16 protein-coding genes are annotated in these 20,225 nt (G+C 48.7%); 8 read left to right on the top strand and 8 right to left on the bottom strand.

All coding sequences use genetic code 11. The features are described from left to right. Positions 1 to 34 precede the first annotated feature (34 nt). On the top strand, positions 35 to 196 hold the full coding sequence (locus HMPREF3091_RS22595) for a hypothetical protein (RefSeq protein ID WP_168168168.1): 162 nt from the start codon (positions 35 to 37) through the stop codon (positions 194 to 196). Between the two features lie 144 nt (positions 197 to 340). After that, entirely contained in the window at positions 341 to 1,387 is a 1,047-nt protein-coding gene (locus HMPREF3091_RS02655; RefSeq protein WP_004094520.1) for a GMP reductase, read from the top strand. A gap of 59 nt (positions 1,388 to 1,446) precedes the next feature. Here the strand turns inward: HMPREF3091_RS02655 and hofC are convergent, their stop codons facing one another. From hofC to nadC, 4 genes are all read right to left on the bottom strand, one after another. Continuing rightward, the gene (gene hofC / locus HMPREF3091_RS02650; protein ID WP_070714034.1) at positions 1,447 to 2,640 is read right to left on the bottom strand and encodes a protein transport protein HofC; all 1,194 of its coding nucleotides are present in this window, start codon (positions 2,638 to 2,640) and stop codon (positions 1,447 to 1,449) included. Beyond that, positions 2,641 to 4,029 (bottom strand): type II secretion system protein GspE, encoded by a 1,389-nt coding sequence (gene gspE / locus HMPREF3091_RS02645; protein WP_070714030.1) that lies wholly within the window; start codon positions 4,027 to 4,029, stop codon positions 2,641 to 2,643. It abuts the gene before it with no gap. Further along, positions 4,026 to 4,508: a prepilin peptidase-dependent pilin gene (gene ppdD, locus HMPREF3091_RS02640; RefSeq protein ID WP_070714026.1), complete on the bottom strand. Its 483-nt coding sequence runs from the start codon at positions 4,506 to 4,508 to the stop codon at positions 4,026 to 4,028. Before ppdD ends, gspE begins: the two co-directional genes overlap by 4 nt. A gap of 165 nt (positions 4,509 to 4,673) precedes the next feature. After that, on the bottom strand, positions 4,674 to 5,564 hold the full coding sequence (gene nadC / locus HMPREF3091_RS02635) for a carboxylating nicotinate-nucleotide diphosphorylase (protein ID WP_035503735.1): 891 nt from the start codon (positions 5,562 to 5,564) through the stop codon (positions 4,674 to 4,676). A gap of 142 nt (positions 5,565 to 5,706) precedes the next feature. Here nadC and ampD point away from each other — a divergent pair, with 142 nt between their 5' ends. Both ampD and ampE read left to right on the top strand, forming a co-directional pair. Then, positions 5,707 to 6,264, top strand: a complete 558-nt coding sequence (gene ampD, locus HMPREF3091_RS02630) for a 1,6-anhydro-N-acetylmuramyl-L-alanine amidase AmpD (protein WP_070714023.1) — start codon at positions 5,707 to 5,709, stop codon at positions 6,262 to 6,264. Positions 6,265 to 6,284: 20 nt separating this feature from the next. Then, positions 6,285 to 7,139 (top strand): beta-lactamase regulator AmpE, encoded by an 855-nt coding sequence (ampE, locus tag HMPREF3091_RS02625; protein ID WP_070714020.1) that lies wholly within the window; start codon positions 6,285 to 6,287, stop codon positions 7,137 to 7,139. A 110-nt stretch (positions 7,140 to 7,249) separates the two neighbouring features. On the opposite strand, the gene HMPREF3091_RS02620 is transcribed toward ampE, so the two are convergent. The 3 genes from HMPREF3091_RS02620 to HMPREF3091_RS02610 all read right to left on the bottom strand — a co-directional run bounded on the left by HMPREF3091_RS02620 (position 7,250) and on the right by HMPREF3091_RS02610 (position 11,267). Further along, positions 7,250 to 8,200: a glycoside hydrolase family 43 protein gene (locus HMPREF3091_RS02620; protein WP_070714018.1), complete on the bottom strand. Its 951-nt coding sequence runs from the start codon at positions 8,198 to 8,200 to the stop codon at positions 7,250 to 7,252. A 44-nt stretch (positions 8,201 to 8,244) separates the two neighbouring features. Further along, on the bottom strand, positions 8,245 to 9,648 hold the full coding sequence (locus HMPREF3091_RS02615; protein ID WP_070714015.1) for a glycoside-pentoside-hexuronide (GPH):cation symporter: 1,404 nt from the start codon (positions 9,646 to 9,648) through the stop codon (positions 8,245 to 8,247). A gap of 221 nt (positions 9,649 to 9,869) precedes the next feature. After that, the gene (locus HMPREF3091_RS02610; RefSeq protein WP_061059604.1) at positions 9,870 to 11,267 is read right to left on the bottom strand and encodes an amino acid permease; all 1,398 of its coding nucleotides are present in this window, start codon (positions 11,265 to 11,267) and stop codon (positions 9,870 to 9,872) included. An 875-nt stretch (positions 11,268 to 12,142) separates the two neighbouring features. Between HMPREF3091_RS02610 and pdhR the strand changes: the two genes are divergently transcribed. From pdhR to lpdA, 4 genes are all read left to right on the top strand, one after another. After that, positions 12,143 to 12,907 (top strand): pyruvate dehydrogenase complex transcriptional repressor PdhR, encoded by a 765-nt coding sequence (gene pdhR, locus HMPREF3091_RS02605; protein WP_004094492.1) that lies wholly within the window; start codon positions 12,143 to 12,145, stop codon positions 12,905 to 12,907. 286 nt (positions 12,908 to 13,193) lie between these two features. Further along, positions 13,194 to 15,857 (top strand): pyruvate dehydrogenase (acetyl-transferring), homodimeric type, encoded by a 2,664-nt coding sequence (aceE, locus tag HMPREF3091_RS02600; RefSeq protein ID WP_004094491.1) that lies wholly within the window; start codon positions 13,194 to 13,196, stop codon positions 15,855 to 15,857. A 13-nt stretch (positions 15,858 to 15,870) separates the two neighbouring features. Continuing rightward, complete coding sequence (gene aceF, locus HMPREF3091_RS02595) at positions 15,871 to 17,757, top strand: pyruvate dehydrogenase complex dihydrolipoyllysine-residue acetyltransferase (RefSeq protein ID WP_064572889.1); 1,887 nt, start codon at positions 15,871 to 15,873, stop codon at positions 17,755 to 17,757. Positions 17,758 to 18,061: 304 nt separating this feature from the next. Beyond that, positions 18,062 to 19,486, top strand: a complete 1,425-nt coding sequence (lpdA, locus tag HMPREF3091_RS02590; protein ID WP_020303577.1) for a dihydrolipoyl dehydrogenase — start codon at positions 18,062 to 18,064, stop codon at positions 19,484 to 19,486. A 151-nt stretch (positions 19,487 to 19,637) separates the two neighbouring features. Here lpdA and HMPREF3091_RS02585 read toward each other — a convergent pair whose 3' ends face one another. After that, positions 19,638 to 19,895 (bottom strand): hypothetical protein, encoded by a 258-nt coding sequence (locus HMPREF3091_RS02585; protein ID WP_004094474.1) that lies wholly within the window; start codon positions 19,893 to 19,895, stop codon positions 19,638 to 19,640. Between the last annotated feature and the right edge of the window lie 330 nt (positions 19,896 to 20,225).

The raw sequence follows: 20,225 nt of genomic DNA, 5'->3' as shown, positions 1-20,225 counted from the left end.
AATCCACCCACAATGGATGAGAGAAATAAATGACATGCGAATCATAATGGTCTTAGCGCCAAGTGCAAGCAAGGATCTTATTGACTCTGTTTATTTTGAGACAAAAACATTTGAAGGCAGAAAATTCCCGCTTGGCGGCGAAAAAAATGTGATGCGGATGGGGTTGGCAGAATTGGATAAATTTGTAGGAGTGTAACCTAAATTTTGATGAAAAAGCAGTCTTGTCGAGATGGAATTCTTGCGTATGATAACGTCACTGGAACTGGCGTCATGTAATAACCAAACGTTTGCATGATTGCATTCCCTGCGAATCGTCGCCGTTAACCAGGAAACCAAACACATGCGTATTGAAGAAGATCTGAAGTTAGGCTTTAAAGATGTCCTGATCCGCCCTAAGCGTTCAACGTTGAAGAGTCGCTCTGAAGTTGAGCTTGAGCGTGAGTACACCTTTAAGCATTCAGGATGGAAGTGGTCCGGCGTTCCGGTTATCGCAGCCAATATGGACACCGTAGGCACTTTCCGCATGGCTGAAGCGCTCGCTTCTTTCGATGTTCTCACCGCAGTACACAAACACTATAGCGTAGAACAGTGGCAGGAGTTCGTTCAGCGTTCTTCTGAAAGCGTTCTGCGTCATGTCATGGTTTCAACCGGAACCTCTGAAGCTGACTTCCAGAAAATGAAGCAGATTCTGGCGCTATCTCCCTCTCTGAAATTTATCTGCATCGACGTAGCTAACGGCTATTCTGAGCATTTCGTTGCATTCCTGCGTAAGGCGCGTGAAGCTTGCCCAGACAAAGTGATCTGTGCGGGGAACGTCGTGACCGGGGAAATGGTTGAAGAGTTGATCCTGTCTGGCGCAGATATTGTGAAAGTAGGTATCGGGCCAGGGTCTGTATGCACCACGCGTGTAAAAACTGGCGTGGGCTATCCTCAGCTGTCTGCCGTAATTGAATGTGCTGATGCTGCTCATGGTCTGGGCGGACAAATTGTTTCTGACGGCGGTTGTACCGTACCGGGTGATGTGGCTAAAGCTTTTGGCGGCGGCGCTGATTTCGTTATGTTGGGCGGGATGCTGGCAGGACATGACGAGTGTGAAGGCCGTATCGTTGAAGATGAAAGCGGCGACAAATTCATGCTGTTCTACGGTATGAGCTCTGAATCTGCGATGAACCGCCATGTTGGCGGCGTTGCTGGCTACCGTGCCGCAGAAGGTAAAACGGTGCGTCTACCATTGCGTGGCCCAGTTGATAACACTGTTCGTGATATTTTGGGCGGTCTGCGTTCAGCCTGCACCTATGTGGGCGCTGAGCGTCTGAAAGAGCTGACTAAACGTACGACGTTCATCCGCGTGGCTGAGCAGGAAAACCGCGTGTACGGCTCAAACTAAGCCTATCGTTTTATCTAGACAGCCATTCGGTTTATTCAGGATGGCTGTTTTTATTTGGGCTACATAATTCCACCTAACTGGAAAATCGGTAGGTACATTGCCAAGACGAGTCCACCGACGATAATCCCCATAACCGTCATCATTATTGGTTCAATCATCTGCGCTAGCGTATCGCTCAGGCTATTTGCCTGATATTGATAATGCTGTGCTAAGCGCGACATCATTTGGTCGAGCCTACCAGACTCCTCACCGACTCGTATTAGCTGAAAACACAGCGATGGAAACACGCTCTGCTGCTTTATCGCCAAACTTAGCGCCTCTCCCTGATGTAAATTTTCAATGACCGCTTCGACGGCTAGCCTAAAGATGGGGTTCTGTTGCGCCTGCGCGGCATTCTCTAACCCTTTCAGCAAAGGCAATCCCGCTTGCTGGGTCATGGCAAGGCTGTAAAACAGCTGGCTGAGATTCGCCATCGTGATCAGTTGGCCAATAATAGGCAAATGCAGCAGGGCGCGCTGGATCCGAATTCTTAGCTGAGCTGAACGCCGGTAGCGATATGTCAATATGAGAGCGGTAGAGAGGAGAAGGCCAATAAACAGTGGAGCATGATGGATAAGAGCTTGAGAACAGGCCATCAATAGACGGGTAAAATGAGGCAGTGGCGCATTAAAATTTTTATACAGTTCGGCAAACTGTGGGAGAACCCAAACTAGCATGATCGTAATAACGATTACCGTAACGCTTAACAATAACGCGGGATAGCGTAGCGCTTTGACAATTTTGGCTTTGAGCTCGGCCTGACGCTTTTGCTGTTCAGATAAGGCCAAACAGCTTTCATCCAGCCTTCCTGTGAGTTCTGCGGTCGCAATGGTCTTTCCATAGATGGGAGGAAAGATGCTGGAGTAGTCCATCATGGCTTCCGACAGCGGAATTCCGTTATTGATTTGGCTGGCTAAACGTTGCAACAAACATTGCCAATGGCGCAATGGATGGTCTTCTGCCAGTAACGTTAGACACTTTGCCAAAGGTAATCCGGCATGTAGCAGGGTCGCCAACTGCTCTATATAACGGATACGATCGGTGTTTTTCCACGCCAAAGAGCGGAAATGATATTGCTGCTGTAATTTCAGCGGTGCTAATCCTTGTGCATGCAGTTGAGTAAGAGCCTGCTCCTTATGCTCTGCCAGAGAGAGACCTTTTTGTAGTTGCTGTTGGGCATCTAATGCCAACCAAGCATAGAGTGTGTAAGTCATCTATTTTTCACCAAAATGGCCACCAAGGACTCGGATAATTTCAGAAAGTGTCGTTTCCCCTCGGTGAGCCAACTGTAACCCAGACTCCCACAGTGAAATAACTCCCTGACGCTGTGCTAGCGTCTGTATTTGCATTGCGGATGTTTGGGCTATCACCGCCTGTTGAATTGCGCTGGATATTGGTAAAACCTCATACACCGCCCTACGGCCATAATAGCCGTTGAAACAATGCTCGCAGCCAACGGCACACCAGTGGTGAAATTCATCCTGCGGCCATCCTTCCGGCATGAGTGTCTGCGGGGAGTGGTCTAATTGACGACAGTGCAAGCACAGCTTACGGACTAATCTCTGGGCAATCACCAAACTAAGGCTGGCTGCGATAAGATAGGGTGCGACGCCGAGCTGTGATAGACGAACTAATGTTTCGCAGGCTGAGTTGGTGTGCAGCGTGGATAACACCAGATGGCCCGTTTGTGCAGCATTCACCGCGATATTAGCGGTTTCGGCATCGCGGATTTCACCAATCATGATGATGTCTGGATCTTGGCGTAAAAGGGCGCGCAGAACCGCGGTGAAATCTAGCATCGCCTTGGTATTAATTGCGGTTTGGTTAACGCTCTCCAAGGGGGATTCAATCGGATCTTCAACGCTGCAAATATTGATCTCAGACGATCGTAGATAGTTAAGGCTGCTATACAGCGTGGCCGTTTTACCACTGCCTGTTGGGCCGGTAACTAAAATAAGTCCCTGCGGTTTTTCTAGAGCCTGTTTAAAACTGCGTAGCGCATCGGGTTCGAAGCCTAAGCCATCGAGTTCAAAAGGCTGAGCGCCTTCCTGCACCTGCCGTAATACCACCTTTTCCCCGAGGCGGGTTGGCAGTGTTGAAATACGAAAGGTGACGTTCTGCGTATTTATCGTGGCTGATAGCTGTCCATCCTGCGGCAGACGACGTTCTGCAATGTCTAGCTCAGCCATCACTTTTAGCCGAGGAATTATACGCAGCGTTTCGGCCCCGCTTGCGATGGGGAGCTCTTGCAAAACGCCGTCAATACGCAATCGAACGCCTAAACCGCGGGCGGTTGGTTCTAAGTGGATATCAGAGGCTCTGCGCTTAACCGCCTGCGTTAGAATATGTTCGAGCCGTTGCATGACTCTGGAGTCATCTTCAATAGGGCTTGAGGGGGCCGCATGATTTTGAATGGCAGACTCTAACTGTGCAGGGCTCCAGCTGTGCCAAACGACCGATTTTCCCGTCGCAAACTTGATGGCATCTATCAACCTGCTGGGAGCATTGGTATCACGCCCAGCAATCTGAATTGTCTGCACATCTTCGCTAATCACTACACAACCAAACTGCTGGCATAGCTGTTCATGACGCGTAGGGGTCATTGAGTCTCTCCCACCGACGGGAAGCGTAAAACCTGTTCGCAGGCGGTAGTTAACGACGCATTGCCGCCGGAAACCTGACAGTTTTTCTGCCAGTTAAGATCGCCCGTAGAGCTATCTAGCTGTGGTGTTAGTGTTGCGGTTAGTCCTTGTAGTGCTTGCAATCCGATTGCAGTAATCGTTCCTTGAGAAACATCAAGGCTGCTCACATAGGTGGTGCTTTTATTAGGTGGGATCCCGTTAGCACCAATATTACATTCAGTAAGGCTGCCCTGTTCAAGCGCGCATAATTCCACGGCGGTTTTATAGGGCATCATGGCTTGTAGCATGTCGGTCATCGCCGCTTTTTGGATGTAGCTTTGATAGGCCGGTATCCCGACTGCGCTGAGGATGGCAATGATTGCAATAACAACCATTAATTCGATTAGCGTAAATCCACTTTGCTGGTTGAAGTTGAGTATCGCTGCTGGGGAATTGTTCATGAGATATCTCCGCTGATGGATGCGGCGCAGCATGCAATGAGCGGATGCGGTTACCAAGCGGTGTATAGCAAGATTGGAAAGGAGGTTGATGAGGAATTAATGAATGTTGCAACGTTACCCGCCGTAGTGCGAAGCCTCTCGCAATATGGCGGGTTGAAAATGAAGTTACTGGAAGCGCATAGAAAGATCGAGTGCGCGAATATGTTTGGTTAACGCGCCGACGGAAATGAAATCGACACCGGTTTCTGCAAATTCACGCAGGGTTTCATCGGTGACATTACCCGAAACCTCCAGAAGTGCCCGTTCGCCGGTCAGCGCAACGCCTTCGCGCATCATGTCGGTGGTGAAATTATCCAGCATGATGATGTCTGCGCCTGCGTCTAGCGCTTCTTTCAGTTCATCTATGGATTCAACTTCCACTTCGACCGGCACATCCGTATGCATCCAGAATGCCTGTTCGACCGCTTTTTTGATGGAGCCAGCGGCAATGATGTGGTTCTCTTTAATTAAGAATGCATCAGAAAGTCCTAAACGATGGTTGCTACCGCCGCCGCACAGCACCGCATATTTGAGTGCGGTACGCATGCCAGGAATGGTTTTTCTGGTATCCAACAAACGCGTTTTAGTCCCAGCCAGAATTTGCACGTAGTGATTTACCGTTGTAGATACGCCACTCAGCGTTTGTAAAAAGTTTAACGCGGTGCGCTCGCCTGTGAGTAAGATGCGAGCGGGGCCTGTGAGCTTACAAAGGCATTGATTTGGCACCAAAGCGTCACCATCTTTTACCTGCCATTCAACGGTGACTTTGTGCCCGAGCTGAAGAAAAACTTCTTCCAGCCAGCGCACGCCGCAAAAAATGCCGGCTTCACGCGTGATAATCGTTGCGGTAGCCTGCTTATCGTTTGGCAGTAACTGAGCGGAGATATCACGGTCAGCATCCACTTCGCCACCGAGATCTTCGCGTAAGGCGTTAGAGACAGAGTAAGGAATATCGTTTTCAATACGTTCTAACAGCTCGGCTCGGCGCGCATCGGCACTGTAGCGACGTGTCGGCATAATAAAAACTCCGAAAGTAGCAGAAGATGGCCTAAGGCCCATAGGCTTAGACTGTTGATATAGGTCCAAGTATAAAGAATAATCATGCTACTCTGTTGCCGGTATATATGTAAATCAACGCAGTCAGGAGTATCTGTAATAAATGCGATTAGAAGACGGCTGGATTGTAGGAGTCGAGCGCGTACCCTTTCCACATTTTGACGAACGCCCAGATGGAGAAGCACCGTCATTGTTAGTGGTACACAATATCAGTTTGCCACCGGGAGAGTTTGGCGGCCCCTATATCAGCCAGCTATTTACGGGTACTTTGCGGGCGGAAGATCATCCTTTCTTTGCTGAGATTCAGCATTTGCGAGTATCGGCCCATTGTCTGATTCGTCGTGATGGCCAGATTATTCAGTATGTGCCGTTTAATCGCCGCGCATGGCATGCTGGCGTCTCTCATTTTGAAGGTCGTGAGCGCTGTAACGATTTCTCAATCGGTATTGAGTTGGAAGGAACGGACACTCAGCCATTTGAACGCGAGCAATACCGTAAGTTGGCAGAAATTAGCGCATTACTGATGAAAGAATATCCGATAACGCCCCAGCGTGTGACAGGACATAGTGATATTGCACCGGGAAGAAAAACCGATCCAGGCCCTATGTTTTTCTGGGATGATTATCGTGAGATGTTAAGTCATTACACTAAAAATAAATAAAAAATAGGGAGTTAAGATTCATGACTCTGTTTTCGCTGTTATTGGTTTTGGCGTGGGAGCGTTTGTTTAAGCTCGGCCATCATTGGCAAATAGATCATCGCTTTGAGCCTTTGTTCCGTTTAGGTTCTGGTGTGTCATTAGCTAAAACGCTGTTGATGACTATTATCTGGATGGCGGTGGTATTCGTGGTTTTGTGGGCAGCTCACGGTATGTTCTTTGGCGTGTTGTCCTTGGTTCTATGGATTATTATTGCGTTGTTTTGTATTGGTGCTGGGGAGATCCGCAAGCATTACCGTGCATACCTAGTGGCGGCTCGTAAAGGTGATGATCACGCGACCGATCAAATGGCGACTGAATTAGCTTTAATTCACGGCTTGCCTACAGATTGCACTCTTGATGTGCGTTTGCGTGAGTTACAGAATGCGCTGGTTTGGATTAATTTTCGGTTCTATTTAGCGCCGTTGTTCTGGTTTGTGGTTGCGGGGCCTTATGGTCCTGTCGCTTTAGCGGGTTATGCAATGCTGCGTGCTTATCAAACTTGGTTAACACGTCAGGAATCCCCTTTATTACGGGCGCAATCCGGTGTGGATTTAGTGCTTCATTGGTTGGACTGGATTCCCGTGCGTTTGGCCGGTGTGGCCTATGCGCTGTTAGGGCATGGAGAGAGAGCACTACCTGCATGGTTGGCTTCACTGGGTGATGTTCACACCTCTCAATATCAAGTCTTGACTAATTTGGCTCAGTTTTCTTTGGCGCGAGAGCCGCATTTAGACCCGATTAAAACACCACGAGCGGCGGTGACTTTAGCACGGAAAATCACGATGGTATTGCTGGTGGTTGTGGCATTACTGACGATTTACGGGGCGCTGATGTAGGTGGTGTTAGGTTTCGCCCGCCTACGCCACTCGTTACATGGAAATATTCATGCTAACTGGCGGACGAAACCTGTCGTAAATTCAGTATTGAGAAAGAACGAGTGTGATTTTTATCTATTATCTGCTAACGGCTCCCCAAACACCGGCATACCTTTCTCATCCCAATGAAAAATTTTGATGCGAGTGTGGCGATTAGGATCATACAACGGATCGCCTTCAATCTCGGTGTAGTTGCGTGCGTGATAAACCAATACGTCTTGGCCCTCTTTAGTGCGCGTAAAACTATTATGCCCAGGGCCGAATTGACGGTTGTGGCGGGCGGTGCCAAACACGGGTTTATCGACTTTATGCCATGCGCTAGCATCTAAAATGTTCGCACCTTCTTTGGCCCATAGTAGCCCCATACAATAGTTTTCGTCGGTGGCGCTAGCGGAGTAGGTGATAAAGATCTTATCACCGTGACGAATGACCGCAGGGCCTTCATTGACCCAGAAACCTTGGGTTTCCCAGTCAAACTCGGGCTTCGTTAACATTACCGGATGACCTTTGATCGACCATGGTGTTTCGAGCTCTGCGAGATAGAGGTTGGAATTACCCCGAATATCGGGATCTTTCTGTGCCCAGAGGTAATAGTGTTTCCCTTGGTACTCAAAGCTGGTGGCATCTAACGAAAACGTATCCAGCGGCGTGACGACTCTGCCTCGCTCGATCCATTTTCCATTTAGCGGATTTGATTCATCACATGTGAGCGCAAACATGCGGTGCTGGAATAAGCCATCTTTGATTTCTGGGGAATGGGCGGCAGCAAAATAGATAACCCATTGTCCGTTGATGAAATGCAGTTCTGGAGCCCAAATGAGATGGCTCATTGGGCCGCTTTCTGGTTTGCGCCAGATTGTGGTGGGCTCGGCTTCTGCTAATTGCTCTAAGGTTTGAGCTCGGCGGAGTTCTAAGCGATCGTATTCCGGTACTGAGGCAATAAAGTAATACCAACCATCCTGATGCAAATGGATATAGGGATCGGCTCGTTGCTCAATGAGTGGATTGGGAAAAGTCGTCATCTCTAGCTCCGTTATGATTATTTCTCTATTTAAATTTCAATGAATTAAATGGTATTTGCTTTTGCCTGCTTGGCATCGATGAGTTCATTCAGCTCATGATAATTTTCACGGCGCTTGGCCAAGTCACTCTGGATTTTAATCATCATTGCGCGATCGACCTTCAGTAAGCGAACCACTCCCGCGGTAATCAAATAACCCACACCGGGGATGACGGTAAACAGCAGGATAATCCCGCCGATAGCGGTTTCACTCTGATGTGCTGCGCCGGCGTCGTAACCGTATGCCGAAAGCAAGAACCCCACCATTGCGCCAGCGACAGCTAATCCGACTTTCAGGAAGAACAGATTACCGGAGAAACTAATACCGGTGCTGCGCTTACCCGTTTTCCATTCTCCGTAGTCATCGACGTCGGCCATCAGTGACCAATGTAGAGGCGAAGGTAATTGATGCAGAATATTGAGTAAGAAATAGAGCACCAAAACTAGCATCGTGGCGTGTGGGTTTACCCAATAGAAGCCGCAGGAGAAAATGGCTAGCACGATATTGGTCCAGAAGAAGACCTTGAGTTTACAGAAGCGGTCGGTTAACGGTTTTGCTAGGGCGCTGCCAAACATCATGCCAATAACACCAAGGCTGATAAACATAGTGGCGAAGTGGGTGCTTTTTTCCATCACCCACACCACGTAATACATGGTTGCCGCCATGCGAATAAAACCAGGGCAGACGTTGCAAAATGTGAGCAATAAAATACGCACCCACTGATCGTTTTTCCACACGTCACGCAAATCTTGTTTGAGCGCATCGTTGCTGGGAACCGCAGGTTTAATACGTTCACGTACCGTGGCAAAGCAAAACAGAAACATGAATAGGCCAATCAGCGCTAATACTCCCATCGCCATTTGATAGCCTTTGGCTTTGTCCTCACCACCAAACCAGTCAGCCATTGGCAATAGGGTTGAGGAGAGAATCAGCGTAGCGACGCCAACCATGATAAAGCGATAGGATTGACAGGAAACGCGCTCTTTAGGATCGGCGGTAATTACGCCGCCCAGCGAACAATAGGGAATATTAATCGCGGTATAAGTGAGTGACATAAGGAAGTAAGTTGCAAAAGCGTAGATAACCTTGCTGTTGTATGTCCACTCTGGGGTGGTAAACATCAGTACGCTAAAAATGACGTAAGGGAATGATATCCACAGCAGGTAAGGACGAAAACGCCCCCAGCGAGTTTGGGTTCGATCGGCTATCGCGCCCATAATCGGATCGGTTACCGCATCCAGCACGCGTACCGAAAGCAGTAGCACCCCCACTAATGCTGGAGCTAAGCCAAAGACGTCGGTATAGAAATAGCTTAGGAACATCATGATAGCGCCACCGATCATGTTGCAGCCAGCGTCTCCCATTCCGTACCCGATTTTTTCTGTTATCGAGAGTTTGTTTTCGTTCATGGCTAGCTTCCTCATATAGAAATTTTTTAGCTATCTTAATGAGGATTATGTGCTTTTGAGGCTTGATTCTATGGGTAAAGGTTTAGCTGGCGAGATGGATTAATGTGCTACTGGATTGGAATTGTGAGCAGGATAACAATTTGGCGATAGGGGGTGGAAACATCTTACTGGAAAAACAAAGCCTCCGATTTGCGGAGGCTTTGTTTGATTCATCACTAAAGCTAAGAGTGGCTGGATACGCTTTGAGCGTTGCGCTGGTTACGTTGTTTTACCGCATAACCAATACCCAGAATAATTAGCCAAACGGGAATTAACAGAACGGAAATCTGAATTCCTGGCGTGAAATACATGATAACGAGGATGGCGCAGAGGAACGCCAAGCATAGGTAGTTGCCAAATGGATACCAGAAGGCCTGGAACTTAGGCACTACGCCCTCACGATTTTTGGCCGCACGGAAACGAAGGTGCGCCAGACTGATCATCGCCCAGTTGATGACCAGAGCAGAAACCACCAGCGCCATGAGGAGCTCGAAGGCTTTCCCAGGCATCACATAGTTGATCAGCACGCACAGCAACGTTGCCGCCGCAGACAACCCAATGGCAACCACGGGGACGCCACGGGCATCCACTTTCAGCAGCGCTTTAGGGCCGTTGCCTTGCTTAGCCAGACCGAACAACATACGGCTGTTGCAATAGACGCAGCTGTTATAAACAGACAGTGCCGCGGTAAGAACAACAATGTTCAGGATGGTAGCAACCACGTTGCTGTCTAATTCGTGGAAAATCATTACGAATGGGCTTCCGCCTTCGACCACTTTGCCCCAAGGATAGAGTGACAGCAGAATAGACAAGGAGCCAATATAGAAAATCAAGATGCGATAAATAACCTGATTGGTTGCTTTTGGAATGCTTTTCTCTGGATTATCAGCTTCAGCGGCGGTGATACCAACCAGTTCTAGACCACCAAAGGAGAACATGATCACCGCCATGGCCATGACGAGTCCCATGATCCCGTTCGGGAAGAAGCCGCCTTGCTCCCACAGATTGGTCACAGTTGCTTCTGGCCCTGCATGGCCGCTGAGTAACAGCCATGCACCGAAGACGATCATGCCGATAATTGCCACGACTTTAATGATGGCGAACCAGAATTCCATTTCACCATACACTTTGACGTTGGCAAGGTTAATGGCATTAATGGCAAGGAAGAAGACCGCAGCGGAGACCCAGGTGGGAATATCAGGGAACCAGTATTGGACATAAATACCGACAGCAGTAAGCTCAGCCATCGCGACTAAAACGTAGAGCACCCAATAGTTCCAGCCGGAAGCAAACCCCGCGAAGTTACCCCAATATTTATAGGCAAAGTGGCTAAAAGAACCTGCTACAGGCTCTTCTACCACCATTTCACCTAATTGGCGCATGATTAAGAAGGCGATGAAGCCTCCAATTGCGTAACCCAGAATAACGGATGGGCCAGCCATTTTGATGGTTTGCGCGATACCTAAAAATAGCCCGGTGCCGATAGCACCGCCCAGTGCAATGAGCTGAATATGGCGATTTTTCAATCCCCTTTTCAGCTGGTCACCCTGCGGCTGAGCGCGATGTTGCTGGTCACTCATGTCTTTTATCCTCTAAATACGCCAGCCGATATTCACTTCTGGCTCACCGTTGCTGTTATTTGTAATAATTAAAATACGAAGTGCGTAATTTATTGTTTACAACAGGTGTCCGATAGATTTGTTTTATCGGCTACCAATGGATGGAGAATAATGATAAGCGAAAGAAAATGCACCAAATTTATAATGCCAAACACCGATACAGATCACATCAATGGTTCGATACACTTTTGCTTGGGCGGTAAGAAGAATTGAACATTGTTTATAAAATAGACGCTTTAGAGGAAATTAGCGAAGTAACCGAAAAAAGACTTAAATTTTACAAAAAAAAGTGCTGGCTAGAGGTATACCGTAAGCCAATAAGGCGAGTTGCCAATTGATTGGATCTCATCCAATGCCATTCAGCAGTTTCTAAATAATCTCATCTCCCCCAGCCTTATTTACTTAATTTTACCTATCACTCGTAACATATTTATCTTCAAGGAATTAGCATCAATGATGCCAATCAAAATTAAATAAAAAATCACATAAATGAATTTATATGCAATTTTCATGCGGCTTTCACGCTTCAGCTTGAGTGTATTTAGGTTTCAATAAAGTTAAAATACCCTCGGGGCTAGTAAATGGTATTACCACGTTACAGTTATAGTATTGCTGTGTTGTTTGAGTGACTTTGTTAAAAAATGCTCGCTTTCATGATTTCAATCAAAGCCTGTATGGACAGCAGGTGAATACTTTGTTACTTTAGCGTCACGTTTTTGAAATTGGTATTACCAATTGACTTTGCGCCACTCGCAGAGATTTTAAGCGGCTTGCGAATACTCAAAACAAGAGAACGCCAATAAAGAAGAAGCACTCGCAGAGAAGATAAGAGCGACATGGCCTACAGCAAAATTCGTCAACCTAAATTATCAGATGTCATCGAACAGCAACTGGAATATCTGATTCTGGAAGGCACTCTGCGTCCCGGAGAGAAACTTCTTCCTGAGCGTGAGCTGGCGAAGCAGTTTGATGTGTCTCGACCTTCATTAAGAGAGGCGATACAGCGCCTAGAAGCAAAAGGATTGCTGTTGCGTCGTCAGGGAGGCGGTACCTTTGTTCAAACAAACCTCTGGCAGAGCTTCAGCGATCCGTTAGCTGAACTGCTGGCAGACCATCCAGAATCACAATTCGATTTACTTGAAACCCGTCATGCGCTGGAAGGTATTGCTGCTTATTACGCAGCGCTGCGTGGCACAGACGAAGATTTTACCCGTATTCGCGCGTGCCATGTGGTTATCCAAGAGGCGCAGCAGAGCGGCGATTTAGACGCCGAAGCCGATGCGGTTATGCAGTATCAGGTCGCCGTGACCGAAGCTGCACACAACGTGGTTCTTTTGCATTTGCTGCGCTGCATGGCGCCCATGCTGGAACAAAACGTTAAACAGAACTTTGAGTTGCTTTACTCACGCCGTGAAATGTTGGCAAAGGTAAACGACCATCGTGCCAGCATTTTTGAGGCGATAGTGGCTCGTGAGCCAGAGAAAGCTCGCGAAGCATCACACCGCCATCTGGCATTTATTGAGGATATTTTGCTGGAGCTTAATCGGGAGCACAGCCGCCGTGAGCGGTCATTGCGTCGACTCCAGCAACGCAAGGATTAAAAACGGATGATGAGAGCTTAGCCCTCTGATAGTCCGTTTTATTGCAACACCACTAGGCAACTAAACCCTGATTGGGCCTGTCTTCGTGTTTTTTCCCGACATGAAGAGAATATACCCTAATTAATTCGCGTTGCAGGAAGGCGGCAACGGCGTGAATCCTCAGGAGCTTACATCGGTAAGTGACTGGGGGGAACGCAGGTAGCCAACACACCTGCAACGTGAAGTAAGACGGGTATGCACGAAGACAGGCTCCTGACAAACCATTAGACAGATAAGGAATACCACCATGTCAGAACGTTTAAACAATGACGTGGACCCGATCGAAACCCGCGACTGGCTGCAGGCGATCGAATCGGTCATCCGTGAAGAAGGTGTAGAGCGCGCTCAGTACCTGATTGATCAAGTATTGGGTGAAGCCCGTAAAGGCGGAGTCAATCTGCCTACCGGAGCGACCAGCCGCAACTACGTCAATACCATTGCGGTAGAAGACGAACCTGCGTATCCAGGTAATCTGGAGCTGGAACGCCGCATCCGTTCAGCGATTCGTTGGAACGCGATCATGACCGTTCTGCGTGCATCGAAAAAGGATCTGGAGCTGGGTGGCCACATGGCTTCTTTCCAGTCTTCCGCAACGGTATACGAAGTCTGCTTTAACCACTTCTTCCGCGCGCGTAACCAAAAAGACGGCGGCGATTTGGTTTACTTCCAGGGCCACATTTCTCCGGGCGTTTATGCTCGTGCCTTCCTTGAAGGTCGCCTGACTGAAGAACAGATGAATAACTTCCGTCAGGAAGTTCACGGTAAAGGCCTGTCCTCTTACCCGCATCCTAAATTGATGCCTGAATTCTGGCAGTTCCCAACCGTATCAATGGGCTTGGGCCCAATCGGTGCAATCTATCAAGCTAAGTTCCTGAAATATCTGGAACACCGTGGCCTGAAAGATACTTCTGAACAAACCGTTTACGCTTTCTTGGGCGACGGTGAGATGGATGAGCCAGAATCTAAAGGTGCGATCACTATCGCAACTCGTGAAAAACTGGACAACCTGTGCTTCATCATCAACTGTAACCTGCAGCGCTTGGATGGCCCAGTCACCGGTAACGGCAAAATCGTTAACGAACTGGAAGGCATCTTCGCAGGCGCTGGCTGGAACGTGATCAAGGTTATCTGGGGCGGTCGTTGGGATGAGCTGCTGCGTAAAGACACCAGCGGTAAACTGATCCAGCTGATGAACGAAACGCTGGACGGCGACTACCAGACCTTCAAATCCAAAGATGGCGCTTATGTTCGTGAGCACTTCTTCGGTCGTTACCCTGAAACTGCCGCTCTGGTTAAAGACATGAGCGATGACGAGATCTGGGCATTGAACCGTGGCGGCCACGATCCTAAGAAAGTCTACGCAGCACTGAAAAAAGCGAAAGAAACCAAAGGTCAAGCGACTGTTATTCTGGCTCACACCGTTAAAGGTTACGGCATGGGTGACACCGCTGAAGGTAAAAACATCGCTCATCAGGTTAAGAAAATGAACATGGACGGCGTGCGCCAGTTCCGTGATCGTTTCAACGTGCCAGTTGCTGATGCTGATATCGAAAAACTGCCATACGTTACCTTCGATAAAGATTCTGAAGAGTCCAAGTACCTGCACGAACGTCGTCAGGCGCTGCAAGGTTACCTGCCAACTCGTCTGACTCACTTCACCGAGAAACTGGAAATCCCTGCTCTGTCAGACTTCGGTTCTCTGTTGGAAGAGCAGAACAAAGAAATTTCTACTACCATCGCTTTCGTTCGTGCCCTGAACGTGATGCTGAAGAACAAGTCGATCAAAGATCGTCTGGTTCCAATCATCGCCGATGAAGCGCGTACCTTTGGTATGGAAGGCCTGTTCCGTCAAATCGGTATTTACAGCCCGAACGGTCAGCAGTATACGCCTCAGGACCGTGAGCAGGTTGCTTACTATAAAGAAGACGAAAAAGGTCAGATCCTGCAGGAAGGTATCAACGAACTGGGTGCAGCATCATCTTGGCTGGCGGCGGCAACGTCTTACAGCACCAACGATCTGCCAATGATTCCGTTCTACATCTACTACTCCATGTTTGGTTTCCAGCGTATCGGCGACCTGTGCTGGGCAGCGGGTGATCAGCAGGCTCGTGGCTTCCTGATCGGCGGGACTTCTGGTCGTACGACCCTGAACGGCGAAGGTTTGCAGCATGAAGATGGTCATAGCCATATTCAGTCTCTGACTATTCCTAACTGTATCTCTTACGATCCAGCATACGCTTACGAAGTTGCAGTCATCATGCATGACGGCTTGGAGCGCATGTACGGCGAAGCGCAAGAAAACGTTTACTACTACATCACCACGCTGAACGAAAACTACCACATGCCGGCAATGCCGCAGGGTGCAGAAGAAGGTATCCGTAAAGGTATCTACAAACTGGAAACTCTGGAAGGTAGCAAAGGTAAGGTTCAGCTGTTGGGTTCAGGTTCTATCCTGCGTCACGTACGTGAAGCGGCTAAGATCTTGGCTGAAGAATACGGCGTGGGTTCTGACACCTACAGCGTAACATCCTTCACCGAATTGGCTCGTGATGGTCAGGACTGTGAGCGTTGGAATATGCTGCACCCAACCGAAACTCCACGTGTACCGTACATCGCTCAAGTGATGAACGATGCTCCAGCGGTTGCGTCTACCGACTACATGAAGCTGTTCGCTGAACAGGTTCGTACTTACGTTCCAGCCAGCGATTATCGCGTACTGGGTACTGACGGCTTTGGTCGTTCAGACAGCCGCGAAAACCTGCGTCACCACTTTGAAGTTGATGCTTCTTACGTTGTGGTTGCTGCACTGGGTGAATTGGCTAAACGCGGTGAAATCGAAGCATCTGTTGTTGCTGATGCCATTAAGAAATTCGATATCAACCCAGAAAAAGTTAACCCGCGTCTGGCATAAGAGGTACAGAAGAATGTCTATCGAAATTAATGTACCGGACATCGGTGCTGATGAAGTTGAAGTCACCGAAGTGATGGTGAAAGTGGGCGATAAAGTGGAAGCAGAACAGTCTTTGATCACCGTTGAAGGTGACAAGGCTTCCATGGAAGTCCCATCGCCGCAGGCCGGTGTGGTTAAAGAAATCAAAGTTTCCGTGGGCGACAAAGTCGAAACCGGCAAACTGATCATGATCTTTGAAGCCGAGGGTGCAGCCGCTGCTGCGCCAGCTAAAGCTGAAGAGAAATCAGCTGCACCAGCTCCGGCGGCTGCCGCTGCGGCAAAAGATGTTGAAGTTCCAGACATCGGCGCTGACGAAGTTGAAGTCACCGAAGTGATGGTGAAAGTCGGTGATACCGTTGAAGCTGAACAGTCTCTGATCACCGTAGAAGGCGATAAAGCCTCTATGGAAGTGCCAGCTCCATTTGCGGGCGTGGTTAAAGAGATCAAGATTGCCACTGGCGATAAAGTGAAAACGGGTTCTCTGATTATGGTCTTTGAAGTGGCCGGCGCTGCGCCTGCGACTTCTGCACCTGCTCAGGCTGCAGCACCTGCAGCTTCAGCTGGCGCATCAGCGGTTAAAGACGTTGAAGTTCCAGATATCGGCGGCGACGAAGTTGAAGTGACTGAAGTGATGGTGAAAGTAGGCGATAAAGTTGCCGCTGAGCAGTCACTGATCACCGTAGAAGGCGATAAAGCCTCTATGGAAGTCCCAGCTCCGTTTGCGGGCGTGGTCAAAGAGATCAAGATTGCCACTGGCGACAAAGTGAAAACCGGCTCGCTTATCATGACCTTTGAAGTGGAAGGCGCTGCACCTGCTGCCGCGACATCGACCAACACCGCCGCGAAACAGGAATCTGCACCAGCTAAACAGGAGCAGAAAGCTGCGCCAGCTTCAGCCGCTAAAGCTGAATCTAAAGGCGAGTTTACTGAGAACGACGCTTATGTCCACGCAACGCCGGTTATCCGTCGCTTAGCGCGTGAATTTGGCGTGAATCTGGCGAAAGTTAAAGGTTCTGGCCGTAAAGGTCGTATCCTGCGCGAAGACGTTCAGGCATACGTGAAAGATGCGGTTAAACGTGCTGAATCTGCACCTGCTGCTGCAACCGGCGGCGGTCTGCCAGGCATGCTGCCATGGCCGAAAGTGGACTTCAGCAAGTTTGGTGAAATCGAAGAAGTGGAAATGGGTCGTATCCAGAAAATTTCTGGTGCTAACCTGAGCCGTAACTGGGTCATGATCCCGCACGTTACGCACTTCGACAAAACTGATATCACCGATCTGGAAGCGTTCCGTAAGCAGCAGAACGAGGAAGCCGCTAAGCGCAAGCTGGACGTGAAATTCACGCCAGTTGTGTTCATCATGAAAGCCGTTGCTGCCGCTCTTGAGCAGATGCCACGTTTCAACAGCTCTCTGTCTGAAGATGGTCAGAAGCTGACGCTGAAAAAATACATCAACATCGGTGTTGCTGTTGATACGCCAAATGGTCTTGTTGTTCCAGTCTTCAAAGATGTGAACAAGAAGAGCATCACTGAACTGTCTCGCGAACTGATGGCGATTTCTAAGAAAGCGCGTGACGGTAAGCTGACCGCTGGCGAAATGCAGGGCGGCTGCTTCACTATCTCCAGCCTTGGTGGTATCGGGACGACTCACTTCGCGCCAATCGTTAACGCGCCTGAAGTGGCTATTCTGGGTGTATCCAAGTCTGCGATGGAACCGGTTTGGAATGGTAAAGAGTTCACTCCGCGTCTGATGATGCCGATGTCTCTGTCCTTCGACCACCGCGTGATTGACGGTGCTGATGGTGCTCGCTTTATCACCATCATCAACAACATGCTGTCAGACATTCGTCGCCTAGTGATGTAACCCCAAAAGCCGGCCAAACGGCCGGCTTTTTTCTTCAAGTGCGCCAATGCTGGTGCTAATACGGTTCAGCATTGGATAGTGAGACTTTCGTCACCCGATCAAAGCTTTACAGAATTGTTAACATTTTTGTAAACTATGGGCAGTACGAGCGTCCCGGTGGTCGATGGGCGTTATGAATGACTCTCCATATCCGTGGGTAATATTCCCAAGGATATACAGGTTGTGAGCCAAACAATGACGTTGGCAGTGATGTTATCAATATGGATGATGTCGCACCCGCCGGACAAACAATAAAGAGGTCATGATGAGTACTGAAATTAAAACTCAGGTCGTGGTACTTGGGGCGGGCCCAGCAGGTTACTCTGCGGCTTTCCGTTGCGCGGATTTAGGTTTAGAAACCATCATCGTTGAACGTTATTCCACCTTGGGTGGCGTATGTTTGAACGTCGGTTGTATCCCTTCTAAAGCTTTGCTGCACGTAGCGAAAGTGATTGAAGAAGCCAAAGCATTGGCTGAACACGGCATCGTTTTCGGTGAGCCGAAAACTGACATCGATAAAGTCCGTGTCTGGAAAGAAAAAGTCATTACTCAACTGACCGGCGGTCTGGCTGGGATGGCTAAAGGTCGTAAAGTCAAAGTGGTTAACGGTCTGGGCAAATTCACCGGTGCTAACACTCTGGAAGTTGAAGGTGAGAACGGTAAAACCGTGATCAACTTTGATAACGCGATTATCGCGGCGGGCTCTCGTCCAATCCAGCTGCCATTCATTCCACATGAAGATCCACGCGTTTGGGATTCAACGGATGCGCTGGCGCTGAAATCAGTCCCAGAGCGTCTGCTTGTGATGGGCGGTGGTATTATCGGTCTGGAAATGGGTACCGTTTACCACGCGCTGGGTTCTCAGATTGATGTGGTTGAAATGTTTGATCAGGTCATTCCTGCCGCTGACAAAGACGTGGTGAAAGTGTTCACCAAGCGTATCAGCAAGCAATTTAACCTGATGCTGGAAACCAAAGTGACTGCGGTTGAAGCCAAAGAAGATGGCATCTACGTCACGATGGAAGGTAAGAAAGCGCCGGCTGAGCCACAGCGTTATGATGCCGTTCTGGTTGCTATCGGCCGTGTACCTAACGGTAAACAGCTGGATGCAGGTAAAGCAGGCGTTGAAGTTGACGAGCGTGGCTTTATTCACGTCGACAAACAGCTGCGTACTAACGTACCTCATATCTTTGCTATCGGTGACATCGTGGGTCAGCCAATGCTGGCGCACAAAGGTGTTCACGAAGGCCACGTTGCCGCTGAAGTTATCGCGGGTATGAAGCATTACTTCGATCCTAAGGTCATTCCTTCAATCGCTTACACCGAGCCAGAAGTTGCCTGGGTTGGTATGACCGAGAAAGAAGCGAAAGAAAAAGGCATCAGCTACGAAACTTCCACCTTCCCGTGGGCAGCTTCTGGCCGTGCTATCGCTTCTGACTGCGCTGACGGTATGACTAAGCTGATCTTTGACAAAGAATCTCACCGTATCATCGGTGGTGCGATTGTGGGTACTAACGGCGGTGAGCTGTTAGGTGAGATCGGTCTGGCAATCGAGATGGGCTGTGACGCTGAAGATATCGCACTGACTATCCATGCTCACCCAACGCTGCATGAATCCGTTGGTTTAGCCGCAGAGATCTACGAAGGTAGCATCACTGACTTGCCGAACCCGAAAGCGAAAAAGAAATAAGTTTTTGCGTTTAATGCGCTGAAATTGCTCAACGGCTCCCTAATTTAGGGAGCCGTTTTTTTTACGATATTTACAACCGGTAACGAAGCTGACTGGGGGCGATTTTTTCAGAACCAGTTTAGGCGCGGAGGAGGAGCTGATTTTTGGCGGGCTAATCGTCTTTAAATCCGATAAAAAAGGCAACAGTGAACAGAAGTACGCCAACGATGAGGGCAAATAAGAAGAAGTTCATTCCCCAAACCATGGTGCCGCTGTCTAAATCCGTGCGCGTTAAATGATCGCCATTGAGCACTAAATATTGAGTCTGCGAGCTATCAATCAGATAAAACAGTGCCGCAATTGCCAGTAATACCGAGGCAATTTGTAGCACCGTAAGATAAAAAGTTTTTGATTTCCTTTTGAACTTCATTTCGCATCCTGCACCTGCTTACAACGATAGAGGATCATAGCGAAAAAATAGGCGGCTAGATCCTAGAACAGATCAATATTTATCAGTTTTTGGAATTTAATACTGCCGTAGAAAGGTAAGAATTTGCTTCATGCTATATCTATGTTGCTTTTATGTGAACAGTTTAACAACCGCGTTAAATCCTGATATGCTGGACGGGCATAACCGGGTACTCTACCTATGAAGACCTTAACGAAATAAAGGTCTTGTTCTTTCGGAGCGTAGGATAACGCTCCAAAGATATCTGACTTACCAGTGACCCGGTGGTGGGTGTGTTCCGTAGTGGGTTAT

Origin of the sequence: Hafnia sp. HMSC23F03 (assembly GCF_001816025.1) — a bacterium.
Lineage (GTDB): Bacteria > Pseudomonadota > Gammaproteobacteria > Enterobacterales > Enterobacteriaceae > Hafnia > Hafnia paralvei.
Note: the sequence above shows the minus strand (reverse complement) of the source record. Positions and strands in the feature narration are given on the sequence as shown.

Bases quoted from the DNA above. Each gene is read 5' to 3' on its own strand.
- HMPREF3091_RS02585 (WP_004094474.1), bottom strand. From the start codon at position 19,895: ATGAAGTTCAAAAGGAAATCAAAAACTTTTTATCTTACGGTGCTACAA.
- ampD (WP_070714023.1), top strand. From the start codon at position 5,707: ATGCGATTAGAAGACGGCTGGATTGTAGGAGTCGAGCGCGTACCCTTT.
- aceE (WP_004094491.1), top strand. From the start codon at position 13,194: ATGTCAGAACGTTTAAACAATGACGTGGACCCGATCGAAACCCGCGAC.
- hofC (WP_070714034.1), bottom strand. From the start codon at position 2,640: ATGACTTACACACTCTATGCTTGGTTGGCATTAGATGCCCAACAGCAA.
- HMPREF3091_RS02655 (WP_004094520.1), top strand. From the start codon at position 341: ATGCGTATTGAAGAAGATCTGAAGTTAGGCTTTAAAGATGTCCTGATC.
- HMPREF3091_RS02610 (WP_061059604.1), bottom strand. From the start codon at position 11,267: ATGAGTGACCAGCAACATCGCGCTCAGCCGCAGGGTGACCAGCTGAAA.
- aceF (WP_064572889.1), top strand. From the start codon at position 15,871: ATGTCTATCGAAATTAATGTACCGGACATCGGTGCTGATGAAGTTGAA.
- gspE (WP_070714030.1), bottom strand. From the start codon at position 4,029: ATGACCCCTACGCGTCATGAACAGCTATGCCAGCAGTTTGGTTGTGTA.
- HMPREF3091_RS02620 (WP_070714018.1), bottom strand. From the start codon at position 8,200: ATGACGACTTTTCCCAATCCACTCATTGAGCAACGAGCCGATCCCTAT.
- HMPREF3091_RS22595 (WP_168168168.1), top strand. From the start codon at position 35: ATGCGAATCATAATGGTCTTAGCGCCAAGTGCAAGCAAGGATCTTATT.
- ppdD (WP_070714026.1), bottom strand. From the start codon at position 4,508: ATGAACAATTCCCCAGCAGCGATACTCAACTTCAACCAGCAAAGTGGA.
- pdhR (WP_004094492.1), top strand. From the start codon at position 12,143: ATGGCCTACAGCAAAATTCGTCAACCTAAATTATCAGATGTCATCGAA.
- lpdA (WP_020303577.1), top strand. From the start codon at position 18,062: ATGAGTACTGAAATTAAAACTCAGGTCGTGGTACTTGGGGCGGGCCCA.
- nadC (WP_035503735.1), bottom strand. From the start codon at position 5,564: ATGCCGACACGTCGCTACAGTGCCGATGCGCGCCGAGCCGAGCTGTTA.
- HMPREF3091_RS02615 (WP_070714015.1), bottom strand. From the start codon at position 9,648: ATGAACGAAAACAAACTCTCGATAACAGAAAAAATCGGGTACGGAATG.
- ampE (WP_070714020.1), top strand. From the start codon at position 6,285: ATGACTCTGTTTTCGCTGTTATTGGTTTTGGCGTGGGAGCGTTTGTTT.